Below are 22,179 nucleotides of genomic sequence, written 5' to 3'. Positions count from 1 at the left end.
AATGAATTATGGATGACGCATAAATAGTCATCCCGATAAAAGTATTGTACCGGCACATTGATTGACACTGGAAGTTTCATCGATAAAGTACTTAAGAACGTGCAGACTTCTTCAATTAAAAAATCCGTCACTTCAACGTATAAATTACTTCGCTCGATCAAAGGGATAAACTCGGCTGGAGAGATTGCCCCCCAAGTCGGATGTGTCCAGCGCATTAATGCTTCCGCACCAAGGATCTCTCCGGTCCATGCATCGACTTTCGGTTGATAGACGACATAAAATTCACGGTTTTTGATAGCGGACCGTAAATCATTGGTCAATTCATAACGTCGAATGGACGGTAAGTCAACTTTTGAAGAATATAGCTCGATGTGAGGTCCACCTTGCTGAAATGCGTGGTTCGTGACATGGACGGTATGCTTGATCAAATCGTTTGCCGTCTCACCATCATGAGGATAACGGCAAACACCGACCGATACAGTCGTGAAAATCTCATAGTTACCGATTGAGAAAAGATGTTCCGACAAGTTTGTCACACGTTTGCCGAATCGTCTCGCTTCTTCATCCGTCCAAGACTGAGGGATGACGATACAGTTCATATCTTCGCTGATTTGAGCAAGCATGGCTTGTTCAGGGACGAGTTTTTGAAGTGTGGCGGTTGTGACGGCACGCCACTCGTCTGCCATCTCGAAACCAAGTGTCTGCTTTACTTCTGTATGGTGATTAAAAGACACACCGATCATCGTAATCGGTCGCTTGTTTGTTAAGAGTTCATTTAGATACTCTGTCAGTGTTTCACGGTTGGAGGCACCGGTGACGGGGTCATAAGTTCGCAACTCTGTGATTTGTTCTTCTTGATCATGGAGGCGAGTGATGTTTTTTAACAGAGCCCGGTATGCTACGACTTGCCGATGCTTATCAAACAGCGGTTCCCGACGTTCTTCAACCCACTTTATTTCACCTTGTACATAAACGCGGTAGACGTATGTCGCAGCCATTCCTGCAAGTGTCTCTTCACGAGAGGCGATGATCATGTCGACATCGTCTGGATGGAGCAACTCTTTCCAAAACTGAACGTCTAATTCGGGTTGTCCTGAATCGTAACCCATCATTTTAAATAAACCGGGAGTTATATAACGGAACGATTCCGTTAAAAAGTCGTATTCCATTAATGCAGCTTCCACGAAATGACTGAGTTGTTCTATTTTAGCTTGTTCATCAGGGTGTCGTCCTGTTCGATCGATCACGGCACAAGTCAATATCTTTCGGTTGGAAGATAGATGGCTACGTACTAAGAATGAACGATATTGTCCTTCTTTCAAATGAAAGATGCGCACCATCGATTCGCGTGTATATGTCTCTGGGTCGATCATCAGCTTTCCTAACTCTTCTAAGTATGTATTCAAGTCATCTGGATGCAAAAGTTGCTTAAAAAGTAGGGGACTGTAGTCGTTAGAGCAATCATCAGCTAATCCAAACATGGAATCGAGTGATCCGAACGTGCTGAATTGATTATCGCTTAAATTGAACTCGAACAAAGCGAGTCCTTCGATTCCGCTGACTACACGACGATGTGAATCAAAGCGAAGACGTTCGTCTTGGAGCTGTATGGTAGAGCTCATGTCCTTTACGACACCGATGACCACTTCCTCTGACGTATTAAAAGGTACAGCCAAGTTTGTAATGGATAAGTGATGAATTCTGTCGTCGTTTATTCTCGATACTTCATATGTCACAGACTCACCCTCGTATGCTTGTTGGTGAGATGTCATCACTTTTCTTATGACATCTTCATCCGGCCAATGATTGAGATCGAAAAAATGGTCTGACCCAGACCCATACATCGATTCGAATGCAGGATTGATGTAACACACATCGAGTTTAGGGGTGGCAATGTAGATCAGTTCTGGGGATTGTTCCATATATTGAATCAGATGTGTCCAATCCCGATGTTCCCCTGGTATTTGATTGCACCTAAAATTTAAAAAATTCTTCAAAATAGACCTCCTCTATTTGGTATTAAAATCCTTTCTAAAGATTCTTTATTCATTATAGAACGGGTGCTTGTTAAATAGGGTCAATACATGGGGAGGTTACACACTGCCGAATCAGCACAAAAAAAGCACACGTACTGAGTACGTGTGCTTACTGTGAGTCAAAATGATTAACGTGTCATGACTTTGTCGATGAGACCGTAGTTGCTAGCCTCTTCAGCTGACATGAAGTAGTCACGCTCTGTGTCGCGCTCGATGACTTCAAGCGGCTGTCCTGTGTTGTCGGCCATGATTTGGTTCAACTTCTCACGCATCTTGATGATCCGTTCGGCGTGGATTTTAATGTCCGACGCTTGACCTTGTGTTCCGCCGAGCGGTTGGTGAATCATGATCTCCGCGTTTGGAAGCGCGAAGCGTTTGCCTTTTTCACCGGCTTGGAGCAAGAAGGCACCCATCGATGCGGCCATTCCGATACAGATTGTCGATACGTTCGGCTTGATGAAGTTCATCGTGTCGTAGATCGCCATTCCAGAAGTGATCGAGCCACCCGGGCTGTTGATGTAGAGTGAGATGTCCTTATCTGGGTCCTCAGCTGCAAGGAAAAGAAGCTGGGCGACGATCGAGTTGGCGACGTTGTCGTCGATCGCGCTTCCGAGAAGGATGATCCGGTCTTTAAGCAAGCGTGAGTAAATGTCGTACGCGCGTTCCCCGCGACCTGTTTGTTCGATAACTGTTGGAATTAACATTGAATTTGCCTCCTTGTATGTATCGTGTAAACCTATCATAACCGCTATAGTCAATGTTGGTCAAACGATAGTCTTTGTTTCTCACATATTCCACCGTTCGATCAATTATAAACGACAAAAGAGGCCAGGCATCTGCCTGACCTCTTGATTTGATACACCCGGAGAGATTTGAACTCCCGACACCTGGCACCGGAAACCAGTGCTCTATCCCCTGAGCTACGGGTGCATGTTCTCTGACACGATTTATTATACAATTGTTTTTTTGAAAAAGCAATCCTGTTATCACGTCTTTTTTTGTGAGCGCGTTTGGCGACCATTCGTTACAATTAGAAGTGAGAGGGGTGTGACCGATGCAACGGCAAGAACAGCAACAACTGCAGAAGCTTCAGCTGACACAAGACATGGTCCGGCGTCTGCCGGTTCTTGAGGCGGACCGGGTCGCGCTCGAGTGGCAGCTCGCCCGGTTGGCTAAACGAAACGCGCACATCACAACGGGCGGTACGGTCGAATGGATTGCGGACGCGGCGGGCGGTTTTGAAGCACGGCTATTTGAACAGATTGACGAAGGAAGCGGGACCGAGGCCCAAAAACAGCTTCAAAAACAACTCGTCATGGCGCTCGACCATCGCGGGCTACTGCCGGAGACCGATGCCGTCCTCGCGAAGCGATTCGGTGTCGAGATGACGGACGTCGATCTGGCCCGGCGCGCACTGTTATTTTTAGAGCCGACTGGGATTGGTGCGGCTTCAGAACATGACTGCCAATACCGTCACGCGATCGAGCATGACGATCCACACGTGCTCGACGTGTTCGAGGCGCTTGACGCAAAGGTCGAGCATATAGCGGACAAGCTCGGGATGACGACCGACGAATACGAGCGGATCAGCCGAATCGTCGCCACACTCCCGAGGACACCGATATTATATGAAGAAACCGAGCATATTCTGCCCGAACTCGAGGTCGGCGTTCAAGACGGGGAACTCATCACTACGTGGTTCAGCCCGATGATTGCCTTAGACGTCGGTTCGGACCGGGAGGCGAAGTGGTGGCAAGAGACGCTCGCGATGCGCGCAGCGACGCTCCGTTCCGTATGGGCCGTCATCGAGCGACACCAGGCGGACTGGCTCCACGGGCAGCTCGTCCTGCATCCGCTCACGCGAAAAGAAGTCGCCATCGAGATCGGCAAGCATGAGTCGACGGTCGGCCGCGCGATTCAAGGCAAGTACGCCAAGACCGCGGGCGGCGTGATGGAGTGGCGTCACTTCTTCGTCCGCGCCACATACCACGGCCAAGCCCCGTTCATGATTAAACGGGCGCTCGCCGAGCTGATCCAACAAGAGACGGCGCCTTTGAGCGACCAAGCGCTCACCGAGGAGCTGGACCGGATCGGCTACACGGTGACGCGGCGGACGGTCGCGAATTATCGTGAGGCGCTAGGTTTTGGCAACTCGCGGGAGCGGGAACGACAGTTATGGAAAGGGGAGACGTGACATGGTACTGACGTTATATCGCCGGGAGAACTGCTCGCTCTGCGAGGAGGCGCTCGTCATGCTCGAATGGCTACAGGAAGATTATCCGTTCGAGCTCGAGCAAATCGACATCACGGGCAATGCGTTGCTCGAAGAAAAATATTTATTTGAGATTCCCGTCGTTGTACATGAAGGAACCCTTATCAGTCAAGGGCGATACGATGATGAGAAAGTTGAAGAATTTGTTAAGTATGCGCTTACATCGAAAAAAAACGTTTGAAGGGGTTGCCAGACGGTAAGGTGATTGGTAAGATGAACTCGTAGCGGTGGGACGTAAAAATAAAAGTGGGACATTTTTTGTCCATACTTTAAGTCGAGGGGGAATGAGCATGATCCAGCAACTGATTCAAGTTCAGAAGCAAATCGTCCCTGACCTGCTCGACACGCTCCGACATCGTTATGACATCTTACATTATGTCCGGCTCATGCAGCCAATCGGCCGCCGGACGTTGGCCACAAGCCTCGGGCTGACGGAACGAATCTTAAGACGAGAAGTCGACTTTTTGAAAGACCAAGGTCTTCTCACAGTCGCGACCCAAGGGATCTCACTTACAGAATCGGGCCGAAACGTTCTCAGAGACTTGCACGAGGTCATGGGAGAAATCCTAGGGATTTCACAAGTCGCACGAGTTCTCGAGCAAAAACTAGGCGTTCGCCAAGTCGTCATCGTACCGGGAGATTCGGACGAGACGTTCTGGGTCCAGCGAGATATCGGTCGGGCCGCCGTCACGCAACTAAAAGCGCGACTGGCACCTGACAACAATATCATCGCGGTCACAGGCGGGACGACGATGGCATCGGTTGCGGCAATGATGTCGCCCGATAAAAAAGAACGACCGATGCATTTCGTGCCGGCACGCGGCGGACTCGGCGAAACGCTCGAGTTACAGGCGAACACCGTCTGTTCTCGAATGGCAGACCGGGCCCACGCCGACTATCATTTACTCCACATCCCAGATGAGGTTTCACAAAAGACGTTTGAACGGATGGTGGAGGAACCAAGCATAAAAAATGTGCTGGAAATGATTAGAGCGGCTCGAATAGTGGTACATGGAATTGGTGAGGCCGAAACGATGGCAAAACGTCGTCACGCCACACCGGAGCATTTGCGGATGATCGAACGGCACGAAGCCGTCGCCGAAGCGTTCGGATATTATTTCAACGCAGAAGGCGAAATCGTTCATCGGGTCAAGACGGTCGGCATCCAATTAGAGGAGCTCGACGATATGGACACCGTCATCGCCGTCGCCGGAGGAAAGTCGAAGGCACAAGCGATTGCCGCATATGCGAAACATAGGCCGAACATCATCCTCGTCACAGACGAAGGTGCGGCCACAGAATTATTAAATCGTTATTAAAGAGTTGACCCCCGTTGGCTCTTCTAATAAATAGCTTCTACCCTAAGGAGGAAATTAACTATGGCAGTAAAAGTTGGTATTAACGGATTTGGACGTATTGGTCGCTTGGCATTCCGCGAGATCATCAAGAACGAAGGAGTCGAGGTTGTTGCAATCAACGACTTGACTGACACGAAGATGCTTGCTCACCTTCTCAAATATGACACGACACAAGGTCGTTTCGACGGAGAAGTTGAAGTACACGACGGTCATTTCCTCGTAAACGGCGAGAAAGTCGTTACACTTGCTAACCGTAACCCAGAAGAACTTCCATGGGGCGAGCTCGGTGTTGACATCGTCCTCGAATGTACTGGATTCTTCACAGACAAAGAAAAAGCGGAGCTTCATTTGAAAGCTGGCGCGAAAAAAGTTGTGATCTCGGCTCCGGCTACAGGTGACATGAAGACAGTCGTTTACAACACGAACCACGAAATCCTTGACGGTTCTGAGACAGTAATCTCTGGTGCTTCTTGTACAACAAACTGCTTGGCGCCAATGGCGAAAGTTCTCCAAGATCAGTTCGGAATCATCGAAGGTCTCATGACAACAATCCACGCTTACACTGGCGACCAAAACACGCTCGACGCTCCACACCCTAAAGGTGACTTCCGTCGTGCACGTGCGGCAGCAGCGAACATCGTACCGAACACAACTGGTGCGGCTAAAGCGATCGGCCTTGTTATCCCAGCACTTCAAGGTAAACTTGATGGCGCAGCACAACGTGTACCAGTTGCAACTGGTTCATTGACTGAGCTCGTAACAGTTCTCGAGAAAACAGTTTCTGTTGACGAAATCAACGCAGCAATGAAAAAAGCAGCGAACGAGTCATTCGGTTACACTGAAGACGAAATCGTATCTTCTGACATCGTCGGAATCACTTACGGTTCACTCTTCGATGCGACACAAACGAAAGTCATGACAGTCGGCGACAAGCAACTCGTTAAAACAGTTGCATGGTACGACAACGAAATGTCATACACTGCACAATTGGTTCGCACACTCAAGCACTTTGCTGAAATCGCGAAGTAAGTTCGTGAACTAAATAGAACCAAATAGGAGCGGAAACAAGAGATTGTTCTCCGCTCTATTTATGAAATTTAAACGCACGACATATGGAGGCGAAGGTTTATGAACAAACAGTCTATTCGTGACATCGATGTAAAAGGGAAGCGCGTCTTTTGCCGCGTTGACTTCAACGTTCCACTTAAAGATGGCGTCATTCAAGATGAAACGCGGATCCAAGCAGCTATTCCGACGATCAAGCATTTGATCGACGGCGGCGCGAAAGTCATTTTGGCGAGCCACCTCGGCCGTCCAGGCGGCGAGAAGAACGAAAAATACTCGCTCGCACCGGTTGCAAAACGTCTAGGTGAACTTCTCGGCAAAGACGTACCGCTCGCTGAAGAAGCGTACGGTCCAGTTGCAGAAGAAGCGGTTTCAAAACTTGGTGAAGGTGACGTCGTCGTTCTCGAAAACGTCCGTTTCTACCCTGGTGAAACGAAAAATGATCCAGAACTCGCTAAAGGCTTTGCGGCGCTCGCTGACGTCTTCGTCAACGACGCGTTCGGTGCGGCTCACCGTGCCCATGCCTCGACGGAAGGGATCGCGCAAAACGTCGACACGGCGGTTGCTGGTTTATTGATGGAGAAAGAACTTGAAGTGCTCGGCAAGGCACTCTCGAACCCGGATCGCCCGTTCACGGCTATCATCGGTGGTTCGAAAGTTGCTGACAAGATCGGGGTCATCGATCACCTTCTTGACATCGTTGACACGCTCATCATCGGTGGCGGACTCTCGTACACGTTCTCGAAAGCACTCGGGCACGAAGTCGGAACGTCACTCCTTGAAGAAGACAAGCTCGACCTCGCTCGTGAGTTCATGAAAAAAGCAGAAGACAAAGGCGTGAAGTTCTTGTTGCCGGTCGACTGTGTGATTGCGAAAGAATTCGGCGAAGAAACTTACGTCGGACCAGTCGATATCGACTCGATCCCTGCGGATCACATGGGTCTCGACATCGGACCGAAGACGGTCGAAATTTACGCGGAAGCGATTCGCGAATCGAAACTTGTCGTTTGGAACGGACCGATGGGCGTATTCGAACTCGATAAATACGCTAACGGAACGAAAGGTGTCGCTCAAGCACTCGCAGACAGCGACGCGTATTCGATCATCGGTGGTGGCGACTCAGCCGCGGCAGCAGCCAAGTTCGGCCTCGCTGACAAGATGAGTCACATCTCAACTGGTGGCGGCGCTTCACTCGAATTCATGGAAGGCAAGAAACTTCCAGGCGTCGAAGCGTTGAACGACAAGTAAAACTGAGGAGGATTATCGATGCGTAAACCGATTATTGCAGGTAACTGGAAAATGAATAAAACACTCTCGGAAGCGGTCGCTTTCGTAGAGGAAGTTAAAAACAATATCCCGTCAACGGACAAAGTTGACGCGGCGATTGGTGCACCAGCAGTATTCTTGGCCCCAATGGTAGAAGCGGCTAAAGGATCGAACTTAAAGCTTAGTGCGCAAAATATGTACGACAAAGACAGCGGGGCATACACAGGTGAAACGAGCCCGGCGATGATCGCCAACCTCGGCGTCACTTACGTCATCCTTGGACACTCGGAGCGACGTGAGTACTTCGGCGAGTCAGATGCGTTCATCAACAGCAAAACGAAAAAAGCGTTCGAACACGGTCTTACGCCAATCGTTTGTGTCGGTGAAACACTTGACGAGCGCGAAGGCGGCAAGTTCGAAGAAGTCATCAAGACGCAAGTCGAAGGTGGCCTCGCCGATCTTTCAGCTGACCAAGTCAAACAACTCGTCATCGCGTATGAGCCAGTTTGGGCAATCGGTACTGGCAAATCAGCGGACGAAGCAGACGCGCAAAGCTCATGCAAATACGTTCGCGACGTTGTAAAAGGCCTTTACGGTGAAGACGTGGCGGCTGCGGTTCGCATCCAATACGGCGGTTCAGTCAAACCTGAGAACATCAAGGAGTATATGGCTCAAGAAGACATCGACGGCGCACTCGTCGGCGGTGCTTCACTCGAAGCTGCTTCGTTCCTCAAGTTGTTGGAGGCGATTTAAATGGCAAGACCTGTCGCCCTTATCATCTTAGATGGTTTCGGTATGCGGAACGAAACGTTCGGTAATGCGGTCGCTGCGGCGAACAAACCGAACTTCGACCGTTACTGGGAGACGTATCCACACACGTTGTTAAACGCGCAAGGTGAGTACGTCGGTCTCCCGGAAGGTCAGATGGGCAACTCGGAAGTCGGTCACTTGAACATCGGTGCCGGCCGGGTCGTCTATCAGTCACTTTCACGCGTCAACAACGCCATCAAAGACCGGTCGCTCTTCGACCGTCAAGCGATGAACCATTTGGCGGGACATGTGAAGAAGTATGATTCAAGCCTCCACATCATGGGGCTCGTCTCAGACGGTGGGATCCATTCCCACATCCAGCACATGTTCGCCATCGTCGAGTTCGCGAAACTCCACGGCATTGAAAAAGTATTCATTCACGCTTTCACGGACGGCCGTGACTGTGATCCGAAATCAGGTGCAAGCTTCCTCGAACAGACGGAAGCGAAGCTCGCTGAACTCGGTGTCGGTCAAGTCGCTAGTGTGTCTGGACGTTACTATGCCATGGACCGCGACAACCGTTGGGAACGCGTCGTAAAAGTTTACGACGTCCTCGTCAACGCGAAAGGCGAAGTCGGAACGAATGCGGTCGACGTGCTTAAGCAATCGTACGCAGACGGTTTGACAGATGAGTTCGTCTTGCCGACGGTCATCGAGAAAGACGGTCAACCGGTCGCGACGATCAAAGACAACGACGCGATCATGTTCTTCAACTTCCGTCCGGACCGGGCGATCGAACTCGCGAAAGTGTTCAAAGAGAAGACAGGCTTCAAAGGGTTCGAGCTCTCGAGCGCGCATCCGGAGAACGTCTTGCTCGTCTCGATGACGAAATTCTCGGATGAGATCGATACGGATATCGTCTTCCCGCCGGAAGATTTGAAAAACACGCTCGGCGAAACGCTCGCCGCGCAAGGGTACAAACAGCTCCGCGCAGCGGAAACTGAGAAATACCCGCACGTCACGTTCTTCTTGAACGGACAACAAGAAACACCGTTCGAAGGTGAAGATCGCTTCCTCGTCCCGTCGCCGAAAGTAGCGACGTACGACTTGAAACCGGAAATGAGCGCATACGAGCTCACAGAAGGTCTTCTCGAGCGCATCGAATCAGACACGTACGACGCGTATATCATCAACTACGCGAACCCGGACATGGTCGGCCATTCCGGTATGCTTGAACCGACGAAAAAAGCGGTCGAAGTCGTCGACGAATGCCTCGGTAAAGTAGTGGACGCACTACTCGCCAAAGGCGGCGCGGCGATCATCACGGCAGACCACGGGAACGCTGACCTTGTCACGAACCCGGACGGCTCACCGATGACGGCCCATACGACAGAACCTGTACCGTGTATCGTCACGAAGCCAGGCGTTGAACTGAAACCAGTTATGAAAGGTTCGCTTTGCGACCTCGCCCCGACGCTCTTACACCTCCTCGGAGGAGAGCAACCGGCTGAAATGACCGGTACGTCAATCGTTAAGAAGTAAACTACATTTTCCAAACAAAAAGGAGCGATTTTTATGTCAATGATCACAGAAATTTACGCACGCGAAATTTTGGATTCACGCGGTAACCCAACAATCGAAGTAGAAGTATTCACAGAAGACGGCGGCTTCGGTCGTGCCCTCGTCCCATCAGGCGCATCAACTGGTGAGCACGAAGCAGTAGAGCTTCGCGATGGCGACAAGTCACGTTACCTTGGTAAAGGCGTACTCAAAGCCGTTGCTAACGTAAACGACACAATCGCACCTGAACTCATCGGCTACGATGTCTTCGACCAAAACGCACTCGATGCGAAAATGATCGAGCTCGACGGTACGAAAAACAAAGGTAAACTCGGCGCAAACGCGATCCTCGGTGTCTCAATGGCAGCAGCACACGCAGCAGCAGACGAGCTCGGCCTTCCACTTTACACGTACCTCGGTGGATTCAACGCGAAGACGCTTCCAACTCCAATGATGAACATCATCAACGGTGGTTCGCACGCTGACAACAACGTTGACTTCCAAGAGTTCATGATCATGCCTGTAGGCGCGCCAACGTTCCGCGAAGCGCTCCGCATGGGTGCAGAAGTATTCCACGCCCTCAAATCAGTTCTTTCTGGTATGGGTCTTAACACAGCTGTCGGTGACGAAGGTGGTTTCGCACCAAACCTTAAGTCGAACGAAGAAGCGATCACAGTTATCCTTGAAGCGATCGAAAAAGCTGGTTACAAAGCTGGCGAAGACATCTACCTCGCAATGGACGTTGCATCGTCTGAGTTCTACGACAAGTCGACTGGCAAGTACGAACTCGCTGGCGAAGGCAAGTCAATGACGACTGCTGAGCTTGTAGACTTCTACGCTGAGCTCGTTGACAAGTACCCAATCATCTCAATCGAAGACGGTTGCGACGAAAACGACTGGGACGGCTTCAAATTGCTTACTGACAAAATCGGTCACAAAGTTCAGCTCGTTGGGGATGACCTCTTCGTAACGAACACTGAGAAACTTGCTGAAGGTATCGAAAAAGGCATCTCGAACTCGATCCTCATCAAAGTTAACCAAATCGGTACGCTCACAGAAACATTCGACGCGATCGAAATGGCTAAAAAAGCTGGTTACACAGCAGTTATCTCGCACCGTTCTGGTGAAACAGAAGATGCGACAATCGCTGATATCGCAGTTGCGACAAACGCTGGTCAAATCAAAACTGGTTCACTCTCGCGTACAGACCGTATCGCGAAGTACAACCAACTTCTCCGCATCGAAGACATGCTCGGCGATGTAGCGAAATACGACGGCATCAAGTCGTTCTACAACCTCAAAAACCTCAAAAAATAATTGATTGATTGTTTCAGGTCCGCCTTGTGGCGGGCCTATTTTTTGTTGTCGACACTTCATCCGACGGCGGGACGCTTTCCTGGGGTGATGCGGATGCCTCCGCAGCGCCTTCGCGCTTTACGGGGTCATCCTTGCATCACTCTCCCCAAGGAGTCGCCCACCGTCTGATTTCCGTCCGAGCGGCACCGTGACTCTTGCAGGAAAGCAATCGCGCGGAGACCCCGCAAGCGCGTAAGCGCGAGGAGGCTCCGTGGATTGCCTGCAGAAAGCATCGGTGCCGCCAAGACGGAGCGCATATCCCTTCGCATTTCCGGGAATAGACTAGTGTAGGTAAAAGGAGGCGTTTGTCATGATGATCAGCGACTTTCTCCTTCTTCTCATTGCGCTCGGTGTCGGCGGGTGGTTCCTGTATAAGTATATGGACGATCGGAAATGGTCGTGACGCATGTCACGGCCGTTTTTTACGTGCGTGAAAGTCGAATTTTTGGGTATAATCATCTACATAATGAAAAAAGGAGATACGTTCATGAAACGTGTACGCAAAGCCATCATCCCAGCCGCTGGTCTCGGCACGCGCTTCTTGCCGGCGACGAAGGCGATGCCAAAAGAGATGCTCCCGATCGTCAACAAGCCGACGATCCAGTTCATCGTCGAGGAGGCGGTCGCCTCAGGGATCGAGGACATCATCATCGTGACCGGGAAGAACAAACGTGCCATCGAGGACCATTTTGACCGCGCCATCGAGCTCGAACAGAACCTCGAGTCGAAAGGGAAGACGGAGCTGCTCGAGTCGGTCCGCCACTCGTCGAACCTCGCCAACATCCACTACATACGCCAACAGGAGCCGAAAGGACTCGGCCACGCGATTTGGTGTGCCCGCAAGTTCATCGGCGACGAACCGTTCGCCGTCCTCTTGGGCGATGATATTATCGAGGCGGAAGTGCCGGCGACACGCCAGCTCATCGAGCAGTACGAGGAGCATGAACGCTCGATCATCGGGGTTCAGCGTGTCCCGTATGAAATGACGAATCGATATGGTATAATTGACCCGCTTGCCGTCGAAGGGAAGCTCATCCCGGTGCGGACGTTCGTTGAGAAACCGCCCGCCGGAGAGGCGCCTTCAAACCTCGCCATCCTCGGCCGCTACATTTTGACGCCTGACGTCTTTGAGGCGTTATCGGCCCAAGAGGTCGGTACCGGGGGCGAGATCCAATTGACGGACGCCATCGCGCGCTTGAACGAGGCGCAGACGGTGTTCGCCTACGAATTTGACGGCCGTCGCTTTGATGTCGGGGAACCGATCGGCTTTATCGAGGCGACGATTGCCTATGCGTTATGCGACCCAGATTTAAAAACCAACGTCCATGAACTGTTAAAACGGTTCGTGGACGAACTCGAACAACAGTAAGGTGTGTTATTTTTGAAAACAATGTTAATGGTGTGTCAAAACTATTATCCGGAGATCGGCAGCGCCGGCAACCGGATGCAAAATATTACGCATCTCATGAAAGAACGTGGCTACGAGGTCGAGGTCATCACGGCCGCCCCGTCGTATCCGAACTTCAACTTGTATAAAGACGACCGGTTCTGGAACGACACGGAGCTGAACAACCAGCCGTTCATCAAGCGACTCATCACGAAAAAGCGGAAGCATACGTCGAACATGTTGAGCCGGCTCGCCTTGTTCCTCGAACAGATGATCAAAGGTGTCGCCGCCGTCAGAGCACTCGATACGAAACCGGATGTCGTCTTCGCGACGACCCCGTCTTTTTTTATGGCGTTCGTCGGGGTGTATGCGAAGCGAAAACATGGCGTCCCGTTCGTACTCGACGTCCGTGACCTGTGGCCGGAGTCGGTCAAAGGTGTCGGTGTGTTCAAGTACGACTGGATGCTCACGCCCGCGTTTTGGTTTGAGAAGCGGCTCTACAAGTCGGCCGATGCGATCATCATCAACTCGGAAGGCTTCCGCAGCTATCTTCGTCAGCGCGGTGTCGACAACGGCATGATCCACTATATGCCGAACTCGATCCGTGTGAGCGAGCGCAACTTGGAGCGGACCGTTCCCGAAGACGACCGGATGGAGATTTTATACGCCGGCAACATGGGGCTTGCCCAAGACGTGTCGCTGTTGCTTGAACTCGCGGAGCGTTTCCGCGACGAGCCACGCGTCCACTTCAAGCTGATCGGCTACGGTTACCGGAAGAACGAATTGAAAGCAACGATTAAAGCCCGCGGATTCAAGAACTTCCTCTTCCTCGAGGCGATGCCACGGACGGAGGCGTTCCAAGCGATCAAAAATGCCGACGTCGCGTTCGTCAGCTTGATCGACCAAGACGTGTTCGACACGGTCATCCCGGGTAAATTAATCGATTATATGGCGGTCGGTAAACCGATCGTCGCTGCGGTGTCAGGCCATGCGGCGAATGTCATCGAAGCGGCGGAAGTCGGCTACGTGTCACGGAAGCGTGACATCGACGAGATTGAACAGTCACTCCGGACATTGCTTGATCGTCCGGACCTGCGCGATAAGTTCGGGGCGAACGGCATCCGTTACGTGAAAGACAACCTGTGCTGGGAAAACAATATACACGTCCTCGATGACGTGATCGACAAGTTAATGATGGAGGAACAACGATGAAGGTATGTATGTTTGTTTGGAACCACTTTACGAATGACGCCCGTGTCCTTCGCGAATGCTCGGCGCTCGCCGAGGCGGGGTACGAGGTCGATTTGATCGCCTTGCAAGACCCTAAAAACAAAGAGCTTCCGGCCGAAGAGATGCGCCCCGAAGGTTTCCGTGTCATCCGTGTGAAACGTCAGCCGTCGATTCTCGTCAACGGGATGAAGGCGTTGAAATCAGTCCGGACGTGGGTGTCTAAGAAGAAGACGCGCCAACTCGGGGCTGGACTCGTCGGGGCGGGATTAGTCATCCTCGCGCCACTGACGATGCTCGGTCTCGGCGCGGCAGCGGGTGCGATTTTGCTCCCGCCGGTCCGTAAAAACATCGTCAACGCGAGCGCGATGCTCGAGATGGTGTTCGCCTCGACGAAGAAGTCTTACGACTTCTATCACGCGAACGACTTGAACACGCTCCCGCAGGCGTTGATCGCCGGCAAACTCGTCAATAAAGGCAAGATCGTCTACGACTCGCATGAGGTCCAGACCGACCGGACCGGTTACGGCTACATTCAAAGTAACCTCGAAGGCTGGTTGTTGCCATACGTCGACTCGATGATGGTCGAGAACCATACGCGCGCGGCGCATAACGAAGAGCTGTACGGTTTCTATCCGTACGTGCTCCATAACTATCCGTTCTACCGCCCGCTCGACTTCTCGCTCCGGAAAGACTTGCACGCCTTGCTCGACTTGCCGAAAGACGAAAAGATCTTGCTCTATCAAGGCGGCGTCCAAGCGGGACGCGGTCTCGAACAACTCGTCTTGGCGGCGAAAGACTTCAAAGAAGGCACGCTCGTCATGATCGGCGACGGGAAATTGAAGCCGGTCATCAAACAGATGATCGAGGACGAAGGCGTCAGCGACCGCGTCAAGATGATTGATAAAGTACCGGTCGAGGCGTTACCGTACTACACGATGAACGCATATCTCGGTTTCCAAGTGTTGAACAACGTCTGCTTCAACCACTACTCGGCGTCATCGAACAAATTGTTCGAATACTTGATGGCCGAAGTGCCGGTCGTGTCGTGTGACTTCCCTGAGATCGAACGTGTCGTCGCCGGCAACGACGTCGGTGTCGTCGTCGACTCGCATGACCCGAAATCGATTGCGGAAGGCGTCAACCGCCTGCTCGAAGATCAAGAACTTTACGCCCGTGTCAAAGAGAACACGAAGACGGCGCGTGAGAAATATAACTGGGATTTGGAAAAAGAGGCACTCTTGAACGTCTACGAAAACGTCGCAGACCGCAAGTTGCCGATTATGAAAGACGGTGCGCCAAAGCCAGTACAACATTAAGACTGCGGCTTTTGCCGCGGTCTTTTTTATATGTAAAATGGAAAGGGGATTTTTTATGAAACGTCAGCAACAACATCTTTTACGTCAACAAGTTTGGCAAAAACTTCAATCGATCTCATTGAAAGACATCGCCTGGATCATCGCCGGGTCGTTCATCCTCGCCTTCGGGGTCAACTATTTCACCGTCCCGAACGACTTCTCTGAAGGTGGCCTGCTCGGGGTCACGATCATCTTGTATTACGTGTTCGGTTGGGATCTCGGCTTCACGTCGATCATCGGGAACGGTCTATTGTTTATCGTCGGCTATAAGCTGCTCGATCGCAGAACGATGATCTATTCCGTCGTCGCCGTCGTCTCGACGTCGCTCTTCCTGAGCTTGACCCATAACTGGGGCAGCCCGGCCGAGGATAAACTGCTCGCGGCGGTTTATGCCGGGATTTTGATCGGTGTCGGCATCGGGATGGTGCTCCGTGTCGGTGGGACGACCGGGGGCGGTGTCATCATCGCCCGGCTCATGGAACGCTATCTGCACTTGAGCGTCGCCGTGTCGATGTTCATCATCGATGCGATCGTCGTCGGGGCGTCGGGCTTCTTCCTCGGGGAACAAGTCGTGCTCTATACGCTCATCGCCATCATCATCGGCTCGTGGGTCATCGACCTCGTCGCCGAAGGGTTGAACATCCGGAAAGCCGTCACGATCATCAGCGACAAGCACGAAGAGCTCGCTGCCGTCTTGACGGAGACGCTCGGCCGCTCGGCGACGATCATCCATGGTCACGGCCATTATTCGAAGCAAGATAAGAACATGTTGTACATGATCGTCGACAAGCGCCAAGTCGGTCCGCTCAAGAAAATCGTCGAAGTGACCGACCCGCGTGCGTTCGTCGTCATCCACCAAGTGAAAGAAGTGATTGGGGAAGGGTTCAGCTACCCGTCCCGATAATTTGAAAGCTGGCGTTTTCATCACAACTTCTATATAATAAGAGGCGTGTAAAAAGAAGGAGGAACTGACTATTATGCAAACGATCGCTACAATCAGCCTGCTCGTCGTGGCTGTTTTATTGATTGTCGTCGTACTGCTCATGTCAGGTCGGTCGCAAGGTCTTGGGGCGATTGCAGGTGGCGCGGAGCAGTTGTTCGGCCGCCAGAAAGCACGCGGCTTTGACGCTGTTTTGAACCGAACTGCAGCTGTACTAGGCACATTGTTTTTCATTTTAGGATTACTAGTCGCATCACTATGATGAAAGGCTGATCGTTCTCGGTTTTTACGTGAGGCGGTCAGCTTTTGTTTTTTTGCATTACTTTTTGGGAATAATGGAATGTATGAGGAGTTGACTTGGACGATGAAAGTGAGTGCACCGAAACCGTTCTTCTTCGAAGGCGGACCACGTGCCGTGTTAATGTTACATGGCTTTACAGGATCGAGCGCGGACGTCCGCATGCTCGGTCGTTTCCTACAAAAAGAAGGCTACACGTGCATGGGACCCCAGTACCGGGGACATGGCGTCCCACCAGAAGAGTTGCTCGAATTTGGACCGAACGACTGGTGGCAGGACGTCCAAGACGCCTACCAAGCGTTGAAAGACAAAGGTTACGCCGAAATCGCCGTCTGCGGCCTATCGCTCGGTGGCGTCATGTCGCTCCGTCTCGCTTCAGAAGCGAGCGTCAAAGGTGTCGTGCCGATGTGCGCACCGACTGAAATCGATGCCGAGGACCGATTGTATAAAGGAGTCCAGGCGTATGCCCGAGAATATAAATCAAGGGAAGACAAATCGACCGAACAAATCGAACGGGAGATGGCGGACTTCAAACCGATGCCGACACTCACCGATTTACGTGAGTTCGTCGAGGAGACGACGTCTCGGCTCGAAGATATCTTCGTACCGGCGCTCGTCATCCAAGGAGCGAAAGACCGCATGGTCGATCCTCAATCTGCACACGAGATCTACGAGGCGATCAACGCGTTCCAAAAAGAACTGCTCATGTACGAGCATTCGGGACACGTGATCACCCTCGACAAAGAAAAAGAGAAACTGCACCAGGACGTGCTCGATTTTCTCGAAACGTTAGACTGGTCAGTGTGAAAAAGGAGGTGTCACGTTGAATTTACGTGACCAACTACTAGAAATCATCCAGTCAAGCGACAAAGCGCTGACTGTAGACCAATTGACCGAGCGTCTTGCGCTCGAGTCGACGGATGCCTTTAAAGAGCTCATCCGCACCTTGAACGAACTTGAAGCGGAAGGCTTGATCGGCCGGACGCGGACGAACCGTTACGGCACGCTCGCCGTGCTCGGCCAAGCGGCCGGGCTCATCTCGATCCACCAACGCGGCTTCGGCTTCTTGTCGGTCGAAGGCGAGACAGAAGATGTGTTCTTGCCACCGGACCAATTGAAAGACGTCTATCACGGCGATACGATCCTCGTCAAAAAACGCGAGGACAACCGCGGCAAGACAGAAGGCGTGTTGCTCAAAGTATTGAAGCGCGGCCTATCTGAATTTGTCGGGACGTACACGCTCCCGAGCGGTCGCCTCGACCAGTTCGCCTTCATTGAACCGGACGACAAACGCATCAACTTCTGGCCGATCGTCAACACAGACAAATCGCTCGGTGCCGTCGAAGGACACAAAGTCGTCGTCCGCATCACGAAGTATCCGGATGGACGTTTCGCCGGAGCGTGTGACGTCGTCCGTATCATCGGACATAAGAACGACCCTGGCGTCGACATCTTGTCGATCGTCTACAAGCACGGCATCCCGACGGAGTTCCCGGAAGACGTCATCGACCAGGCGAACGCCGTGCCGGAAGAGGCGGACGAGAAAGACTTCATCGGCCGTGTCGACCTGCGCAACGAGACGATCTTCACGATCGACGGCGAAGACGCGAAAGACTTGGACGATGCCGTCCACGTCAAGAAACTGAACAACGGCAACTATGAACTCGGTGTCCACATCGCCGACGTGTCGCACTACGTCAAGGAAGGCTCACCGCTCGACGTCGAGGCGTTCGAACGCGGGACGAGTGTGTATCTCGTCGACCGTGTCATCCCGATGTTGCCACACCGCTTGTCGAACGGGATCTGTTCACTCAACCCGCACGTCAACCGCCTGACGCTTAGCTGTGTCATGGAGATCTCGCCGCAAAACGGGAAAGTCGTCAGCCATGAGCTGTTCCCGAGTGTTATCAAGACGACGGAGCGGATGACGTATACGAACGTCCGTGAAATCATCGAACGTGACGACGAGGAGACGCTCGCACGCTACGAGCCGTACATCGGTGAATTCGACCTCATGGCTGAACTCGCAGAAGTACTTCGTGCACGCCGTAACTCGCGCGGTGCCATCAACTTCGACTTCGCCGAGGCGAAAGTCATCGTCGATACGGAAGGGAAAGCAGCCGATATCGTCTTGCGCCCACGCTCGGTCGCCGAGAAGTTGATCGAGGAGTTCATGCTCGCGGCCAACGAGACGGTCGCCGAACACTTCCACAAGATGGACGTCCCGTTCATCTACCGTGTGCACGATAACCCGAAATCAGACAAGCTCGATTTCTTCTTCGACTTCGTCGCCAACTTCGGCGTGCATATCGAACGGTTCAAAGGCCAAAAAGTCGAACCGAAGACGCTTCAGAAGATCTTGAAAGCAATCGAAGGGCAGCCGGAAGAGCCTGTTATCAGCACGATCATGTTGCGCTCGATGCAACAGGCGAAGTATGACGACGTCTCGCTCGGTCACTTCGGTCTTGCGACCGATTTCTATACGCACTTCACGTCGCCGATCCGTCGTTACCCTGACTTGATCGTCCACCGTCTCATGCGGACGTACGCCTTCAACCAGGACTTGTCGGACAAGACGATCGCCAAGTACGAGGAACGTCTCAGCTCGATCGCCGAACAGACGTCGAGACGCGAACGTCGCTCGGTCGACGCTGAACGGGAGACGCAAGCGCTCAAGAAAGCCGAGTACATGGAGTCACGTCTCGGTGAAGAGTTCGACGGTGTTGTCAGCGGCATCACGAACTTCGGGATGTTCATCGAGCTCCCGAACACGATCGAAGGGCTCGTCCGTCTTCAAACGATGGATGATTACTACCACTTCGACGAGTCACAGCTCATGTTGCTCGGCGAGCGGACGAAACGTCAGTTCCGGATCGGTGACTCGGTCCGGGTCAAAGTTGACGCCGTCAACCTAGACGAGCGGACGATCGACTTCACGGTCGTCGGCATGCCGAAACGGGAACAGACGCGCCGTCGCCAACCGACGACGATCAAAGCGACGGAAGGTCGTCCGAAGAAAGACGACAAGCGCGGTGGACGCGGTCGTGACGACAAACGTCCGAAACGCGGCAAGCCAGGCAAGCCTGGACAACCGGGAAAACCGGGTCAAGCGGGCAAGCCGAGTAAGCCAGGCGAGAAGCCGAAATCGTCGCAAGGACGTTCGGCGCTCGATCTGAAGAAACAAGACGGTCAAAAACGAACAGGCGACGCGAAACGCGGAGCGAAGAAACGTCGCTGACGGGAGGGGGAGACCCCTTCCGTAATTTGATATAAAGGACTGAGTAATATGGCCAAGAAGAAAGATTCGAACGCGCTCGCGCAAAACCGAAAAGCGTCCTTCGATTATGCGATCGAAGATACGATTGAAGCCGGCATGGTGTTGACCGGGACCGAGATTAAATCGGTGCGCCAGTCGAAGATCAACATCGCCGACGCGTATGTTCGCTTTGACGGTGGCGAGGCAACGCTTCACAACTGTCATATCAGCCCGTTCGAGCAAGGGAACCGGTTCAATCACGAGCCGCTCCGTATCCGAAAGCTATTGTTGCATAAAAAACAAATCAACCAGCTCATCGGCGCACAAGGCCGGGACGGGTATACGATCATCCCGCTCAAAGTGTATCTCAAGAACGGCTTCGCTAAATGTCTCCTCGGCATCGGGCGCGGGAAGAAGAAGTATGACAAGCGCGATGACTTGAAGAAGAAAGACGCGAAGCGTGACGTCGACCGGGCACTCCGGGACCGGCAAAAATACTGACAGCGAGACCTGATTGTGGTATAGTAGTTATAGTACCAATTACCACCTCGGGGACGTTATGGATTCGACGGGGGTAGGTCGGTCGTATGTGGCGTGTCGAGGGGTCGGCCTCGTTAAAACGCAAACGCCTATAACTGGCAAAACTAACACACAACTCGCAGCAGCCTAAGTGCCCTGCGGATCCTGACATCCATCGCTTGTGTGGATGACTTTCAGGGTCTCAAACTAAGCAAGCTACGCTTCAACCTCGCCGTCTGAGGGCGCGAAGAAGAGATGAATCAGACTGGATGCGACAACGCCTGTTTATCGGCAGTGTCACATTGAGATTCAATAGATAAACTACACACGTAGAAGCATGCGTTACGATGCCTTCGGACGCGGGTTCGACTCCCGCCGTCTCCATTTTTAAGCAGTCTACAGTGACTGCAATCAATGATTTTTAATGAAGACCTTCTAATTTCATTGAGATTAGAAGGTCTTTTGATGTTAATGGAGCAAGTCAATCACAATGAAATGAAAGCAGGTGAATAGAATGGGAAAATATCAATTAGATCATAAAAGTAAAGTAGCTGCTGCAAAGTATCAAGACGGTAAAAAACCAGCTATTTCGAATAAAAAAGAAAAGCTAAATCAGATTCGAGAAGCATATTTGCAGAAGCAAAAAGACACAAAAGAGTCTGGTGAATGATAAGAAAGCATTATAGCAAAAGGATTATTGAGTGTTTGCTCAATAATCCTTTCTTTGTGAATGGACAACTTGAATGGACGACGCCATTATTTGGGTTTTGAACGGGATCAAAGGATTGAATATTACTTTGTTGAATATAAACTATGAGCTGTTTTTAAAAAATCGTCACGAGAATATACATAACCATCATAGGAGGAATCCTCATGTCAAAAAAATCTACGGAATTAATTATGAACGGAGTCAAAAAGTATGGTCCGGCAGTAGGGAAGTTTGCACTTGCTCATAAAAATGAAATTGTTGGAGCATTTGGTGCACTTGGTGTAACGGAACAACTTAGAAAGCGTACGAATAAAGAATCAAATCCTGAAAAAGCAAAAGAAAAAATCATGCATCCTCGAAAGAAGAGATATCAATATTATTTAACAGAGGTGATCCCTACAGTAGATACTCGAAATCGAGACGAGTTGTTCCAATATAAGTTAGAAGTGGAGCAATGCATTCAACAAATTAAATTTGAGAAGGCGCAGGACATCGTCATCAAAAAACAGATTCATGAGAGTCGGATAAAAGAGTGGGATGCAGTTCTCTCTCAAATCGTGAGCCAGATGACCGTGAAAGATTATATGGAATATCTAAAGTTCTTTAACAATCCTGAATATCAAAGCGAGTACTTTAAAGACTTTGAAGGAGATGTTGAGAAATTTAAAAAGCTAAATACTGTCGAACAGTATGATACGTTAGTCCGTTATATTCATGAAAAAACAAATATCGATATAGAACAAATCAAAAAAGATTTTTCGGCTCCTGTTTGATTTACCTTGATCCGCTCTTGTTCCTCATTCGTTATAATCGAGGATGTAA

At 51.4% G+C, this 22,179-nt stretch carries 20 protein-coding genes, 1 tRNA gene and 1 other RNA gene; 19 read left to right on the top strand and 3 right to left on the bottom strand.

What is annotated here, in order from left to right; all coding sequences use genetic code 11:
• The 3 genes from A6395_RS03995 to A6395_RS03985 form a co-directional block, all read right to left on the bottom strand.
• Positions 1 to 1,997: EAL domain-containing protein (locus A6395_RS03995; RefSeq protein ID WP_149038967.1), on the bottom strand; the 1,997-nt coding region annotated here is incomplete at its 3' end.
• Between the two features lie 167 nt (positions 1,998 to 2,164).
• Positions 2,165 to 2,779 (bottom strand): ATP-dependent Clp endopeptidase proteolytic subunit ClpP, encoded by a 615-nt coding sequence (gene clpP / locus A6395_RS03990; protein WP_255569971.1) that lies wholly within the window; start codon positions 2,777 to 2,779, stop codon positions 2,165 to 2,167.
• 114 nt (positions 2,780 to 2,893) lie between these two features.
• Positions 2,894 to 2,966 (bottom strand) — tRNA-Arg (locus A6395_RS03985).
• Between the two features lie 124 nt (positions 2,967 to 3,090).
• Here A6395_RS03985 and A6395_RS03980 point away from each other — a divergent pair.
• The 19 genes from A6395_RS03980 (at position 3,091) to A6395_RS03890 (ending at position 22,130) form a co-directional block, all read left to right on the top strand.
• Positions 3,091 to 4,230, top strand: a complete 1,140-nt coding sequence (locus A6395_RS03980) for an RNA polymerase factor sigma-54 (RefSeq protein ID WP_071397956.1) — start codon at positions 3,091 to 3,093, stop codon at positions 4,228 to 4,230.
• A 1-nt stretch (position 4,231) separates the two neighbouring features.
• Positions 4,232 to 4,489, top strand: a complete 258-nt coding sequence (locus tag A6395_RS03975) for a glutaredoxin family protein (protein WP_071397955.1) — start codon at positions 4,232 to 4,234, stop codon at positions 4,487 to 4,489.
• Positions 4,490 to 4,598: 109 nt separating this feature from the next.
• Entirely contained in the window at positions 4,599 to 5,627 is a 1,029-nt protein-coding gene (locus A6395_RS03970) for a sugar-binding transcriptional regulator (protein ID WP_084812926.1), read from the top strand.
• 60 nt (positions 5,628 to 5,687) lie between these two features.
• Positions 5,688 to 6,695 (top strand): type I glyceraldehyde-3-phosphate dehydrogenase, encoded by a 1,008-nt coding sequence (gene gap / locus A6395_RS03965; protein WP_071397954.1) that lies wholly within the window; start codon positions 5,688 to 5,690, stop codon positions 6,693 to 6,695.
• A 99-nt stretch (positions 6,696 to 6,794) separates the two neighbouring features.
• Positions 6,795 to 7,979, top strand: a complete 1,185-nt coding sequence (locus A6395_RS03960) for a phosphoglycerate kinase (RefSeq protein ID WP_071397953.1) — start codon at positions 6,795 to 6,797, stop codon at positions 7,977 to 7,979.
• An 18-nt stretch (positions 7,980 to 7,997) separates the two neighbouring features.
• A complete protein-coding gene (gene tpiA / locus A6395_RS03955) occupies positions 7,998 to 8,750 on the top strand; it encodes a triose-phosphate isomerase (protein ID WP_070328703.1) in 753 nt (250 codons plus the stop codon).
• Positions 8,751 to 10,289 (top strand): 2,3-bisphosphoglycerate-independent phosphoglycerate mutase, encoded by a 1,539-nt coding sequence (gene gpmI / locus A6395_RS03950; protein WP_071397952.1) that lies wholly within the window; start codon positions 8,751 to 8,753, stop codon positions 10,287 to 10,289.
• Positions 10,290 to 10,322: 33 nt separating this feature from the next.
• A complete protein-coding gene (gene eno, locus A6395_RS03945) occupies positions 10,323 to 11,624 on the top strand; it encodes a phosphopyruvate hydratase (RefSeq protein ID WP_070328705.1) in 1,302 nt (433 codons plus the stop codon).
• Positions 11,625 to 12,150: 526 nt separating this feature from the next.
• Positions 12,151 to 13,032, top strand: a complete 882-nt coding sequence (gene galU / locus A6395_RS03940; RefSeq protein WP_071397951.1) for a UTP--glucose-1-phosphate uridylyltransferase GalU — start codon at positions 12,151 to 12,153, stop codon at positions 13,030 to 13,032.
• A 21-nt stretch (positions 13,033 to 13,053) separates the two neighbouring features.
• The gene (locus tag A6395_RS03935; protein ID WP_071397960.1) at positions 13,054 to 14,262 is read left to right on the top strand and encodes a glycosyltransferase family 4 protein; all 1,209 of its coding nucleotides are present in this window, start codon (positions 13,054 to 13,056) and stop codon (positions 14,260 to 14,262) included.
• A complete protein-coding gene (locus A6395_RS03930) occupies positions 14,259 to 15,596 on the top strand; it encodes a glycosyltransferase (RefSeq protein WP_071397950.1) in 1,338 nt (445 codons plus the stop codon). The genes A6395_RS03935 and A6395_RS03930 overlap by 4 nt, the downstream gene beginning before the upstream one ends.
• A 55-nt stretch (positions 15,597 to 15,651) precedes the next feature.
• A complete protein-coding gene (locus A6395_RS03925) occupies positions 15,652 to 16,539 on the top strand; it encodes a YitT family protein (protein ID WP_233589577.1) in 888 nt (295 codons plus the stop codon).
• A 73-nt stretch (positions 16,540 to 16,612) separates the two neighbouring features.
• Positions 16,613 to 16,837 (top strand): preprotein translocase subunit SecG, encoded by a 225-nt coding sequence (secG, locus tag A6395_RS03920; RefSeq protein ID WP_012726902.1) that lies wholly within the window; start codon positions 16,613 to 16,615, stop codon positions 16,835 to 16,837.
• Between the two features lie 102 nt (positions 16,838 to 16,939).
• Positions 16,940 to 17,680, top strand: coding sequence for an alpha/beta hydrolase (locus tag A6395_RS03915; RefSeq protein WP_071397958.1), 741 nt, complete (start codon positions 16,940 to 16,942; stop codon positions 17,678 to 17,680).
• Positions 17,681 to 17,696: 16 nt separating this feature from the next.
• On the top strand, positions 17,697 to 20,111 hold the full coding sequence (rnr, locus tag A6395_RS03910) for a ribonuclease R (RefSeq protein ID WP_071397949.1): 2,415 nt from the start codon (positions 17,697 to 17,699) through the stop codon (positions 20,109 to 20,111).
• Between the two features lie 48 nt (positions 20,112 to 20,159).
• Positions 20,160 to 20,630: an SsrA-binding protein SmpB gene (smpB, locus tag A6395_RS03905; RefSeq protein WP_070328710.1), complete on the top strand. Its 471-nt coding sequence runs from the start codon at positions 20,160 to 20,162 to the stop codon at positions 20,628 to 20,630.
• Between the two features lie 49 nt (positions 20,631 to 20,679).
• Positions 20,680 to 21,035: a transfer-messenger RNA gene (gene ssrA / locus A6395_RS03900) on the top strand.
• 127 nt (positions 21,036 to 21,162) lie between these two features.
• Positions 21,163 to 21,318 carry an alcohol dehydrogenase gene (locus A6395_RS03895; protein WP_071397948.1) on the top strand — a complete coding sequence of 52 codons (156 nt, stop codon included), beginning with the start codon at positions 21,163 to 21,165 and terminating at the stop codon, positions 21,316 to 21,318.
• Positions 21,319 to 21,521: 203 nt separating this feature from the next.
• Positions 21,522 to 22,130, top strand: a complete 609-nt coding sequence (locus tag A6395_RS03890) for a hypothetical protein (RefSeq protein ID WP_071397947.1) — start codon at positions 21,522 to 21,524, stop codon at positions 22,128 to 22,130.
• Positions 22,131 to 22,179: the final 49 nt, after the last annotated feature.

The sequence above is a fragment of the Exiguobacterium sp. SH31 genome, assembly GCF_001816105.1.
GTDB classification, from domain to species: Bacteria; Bacillota; Bacilli; order Exiguobacteriales; family Exiguobacteriaceae; genus Exiguobacterium; species Exiguobacterium aurantiacum_A.
Note: the sequence above shows the minus strand (reverse complement) of the source record. Positions and strands in the feature narration are given on the sequence as shown.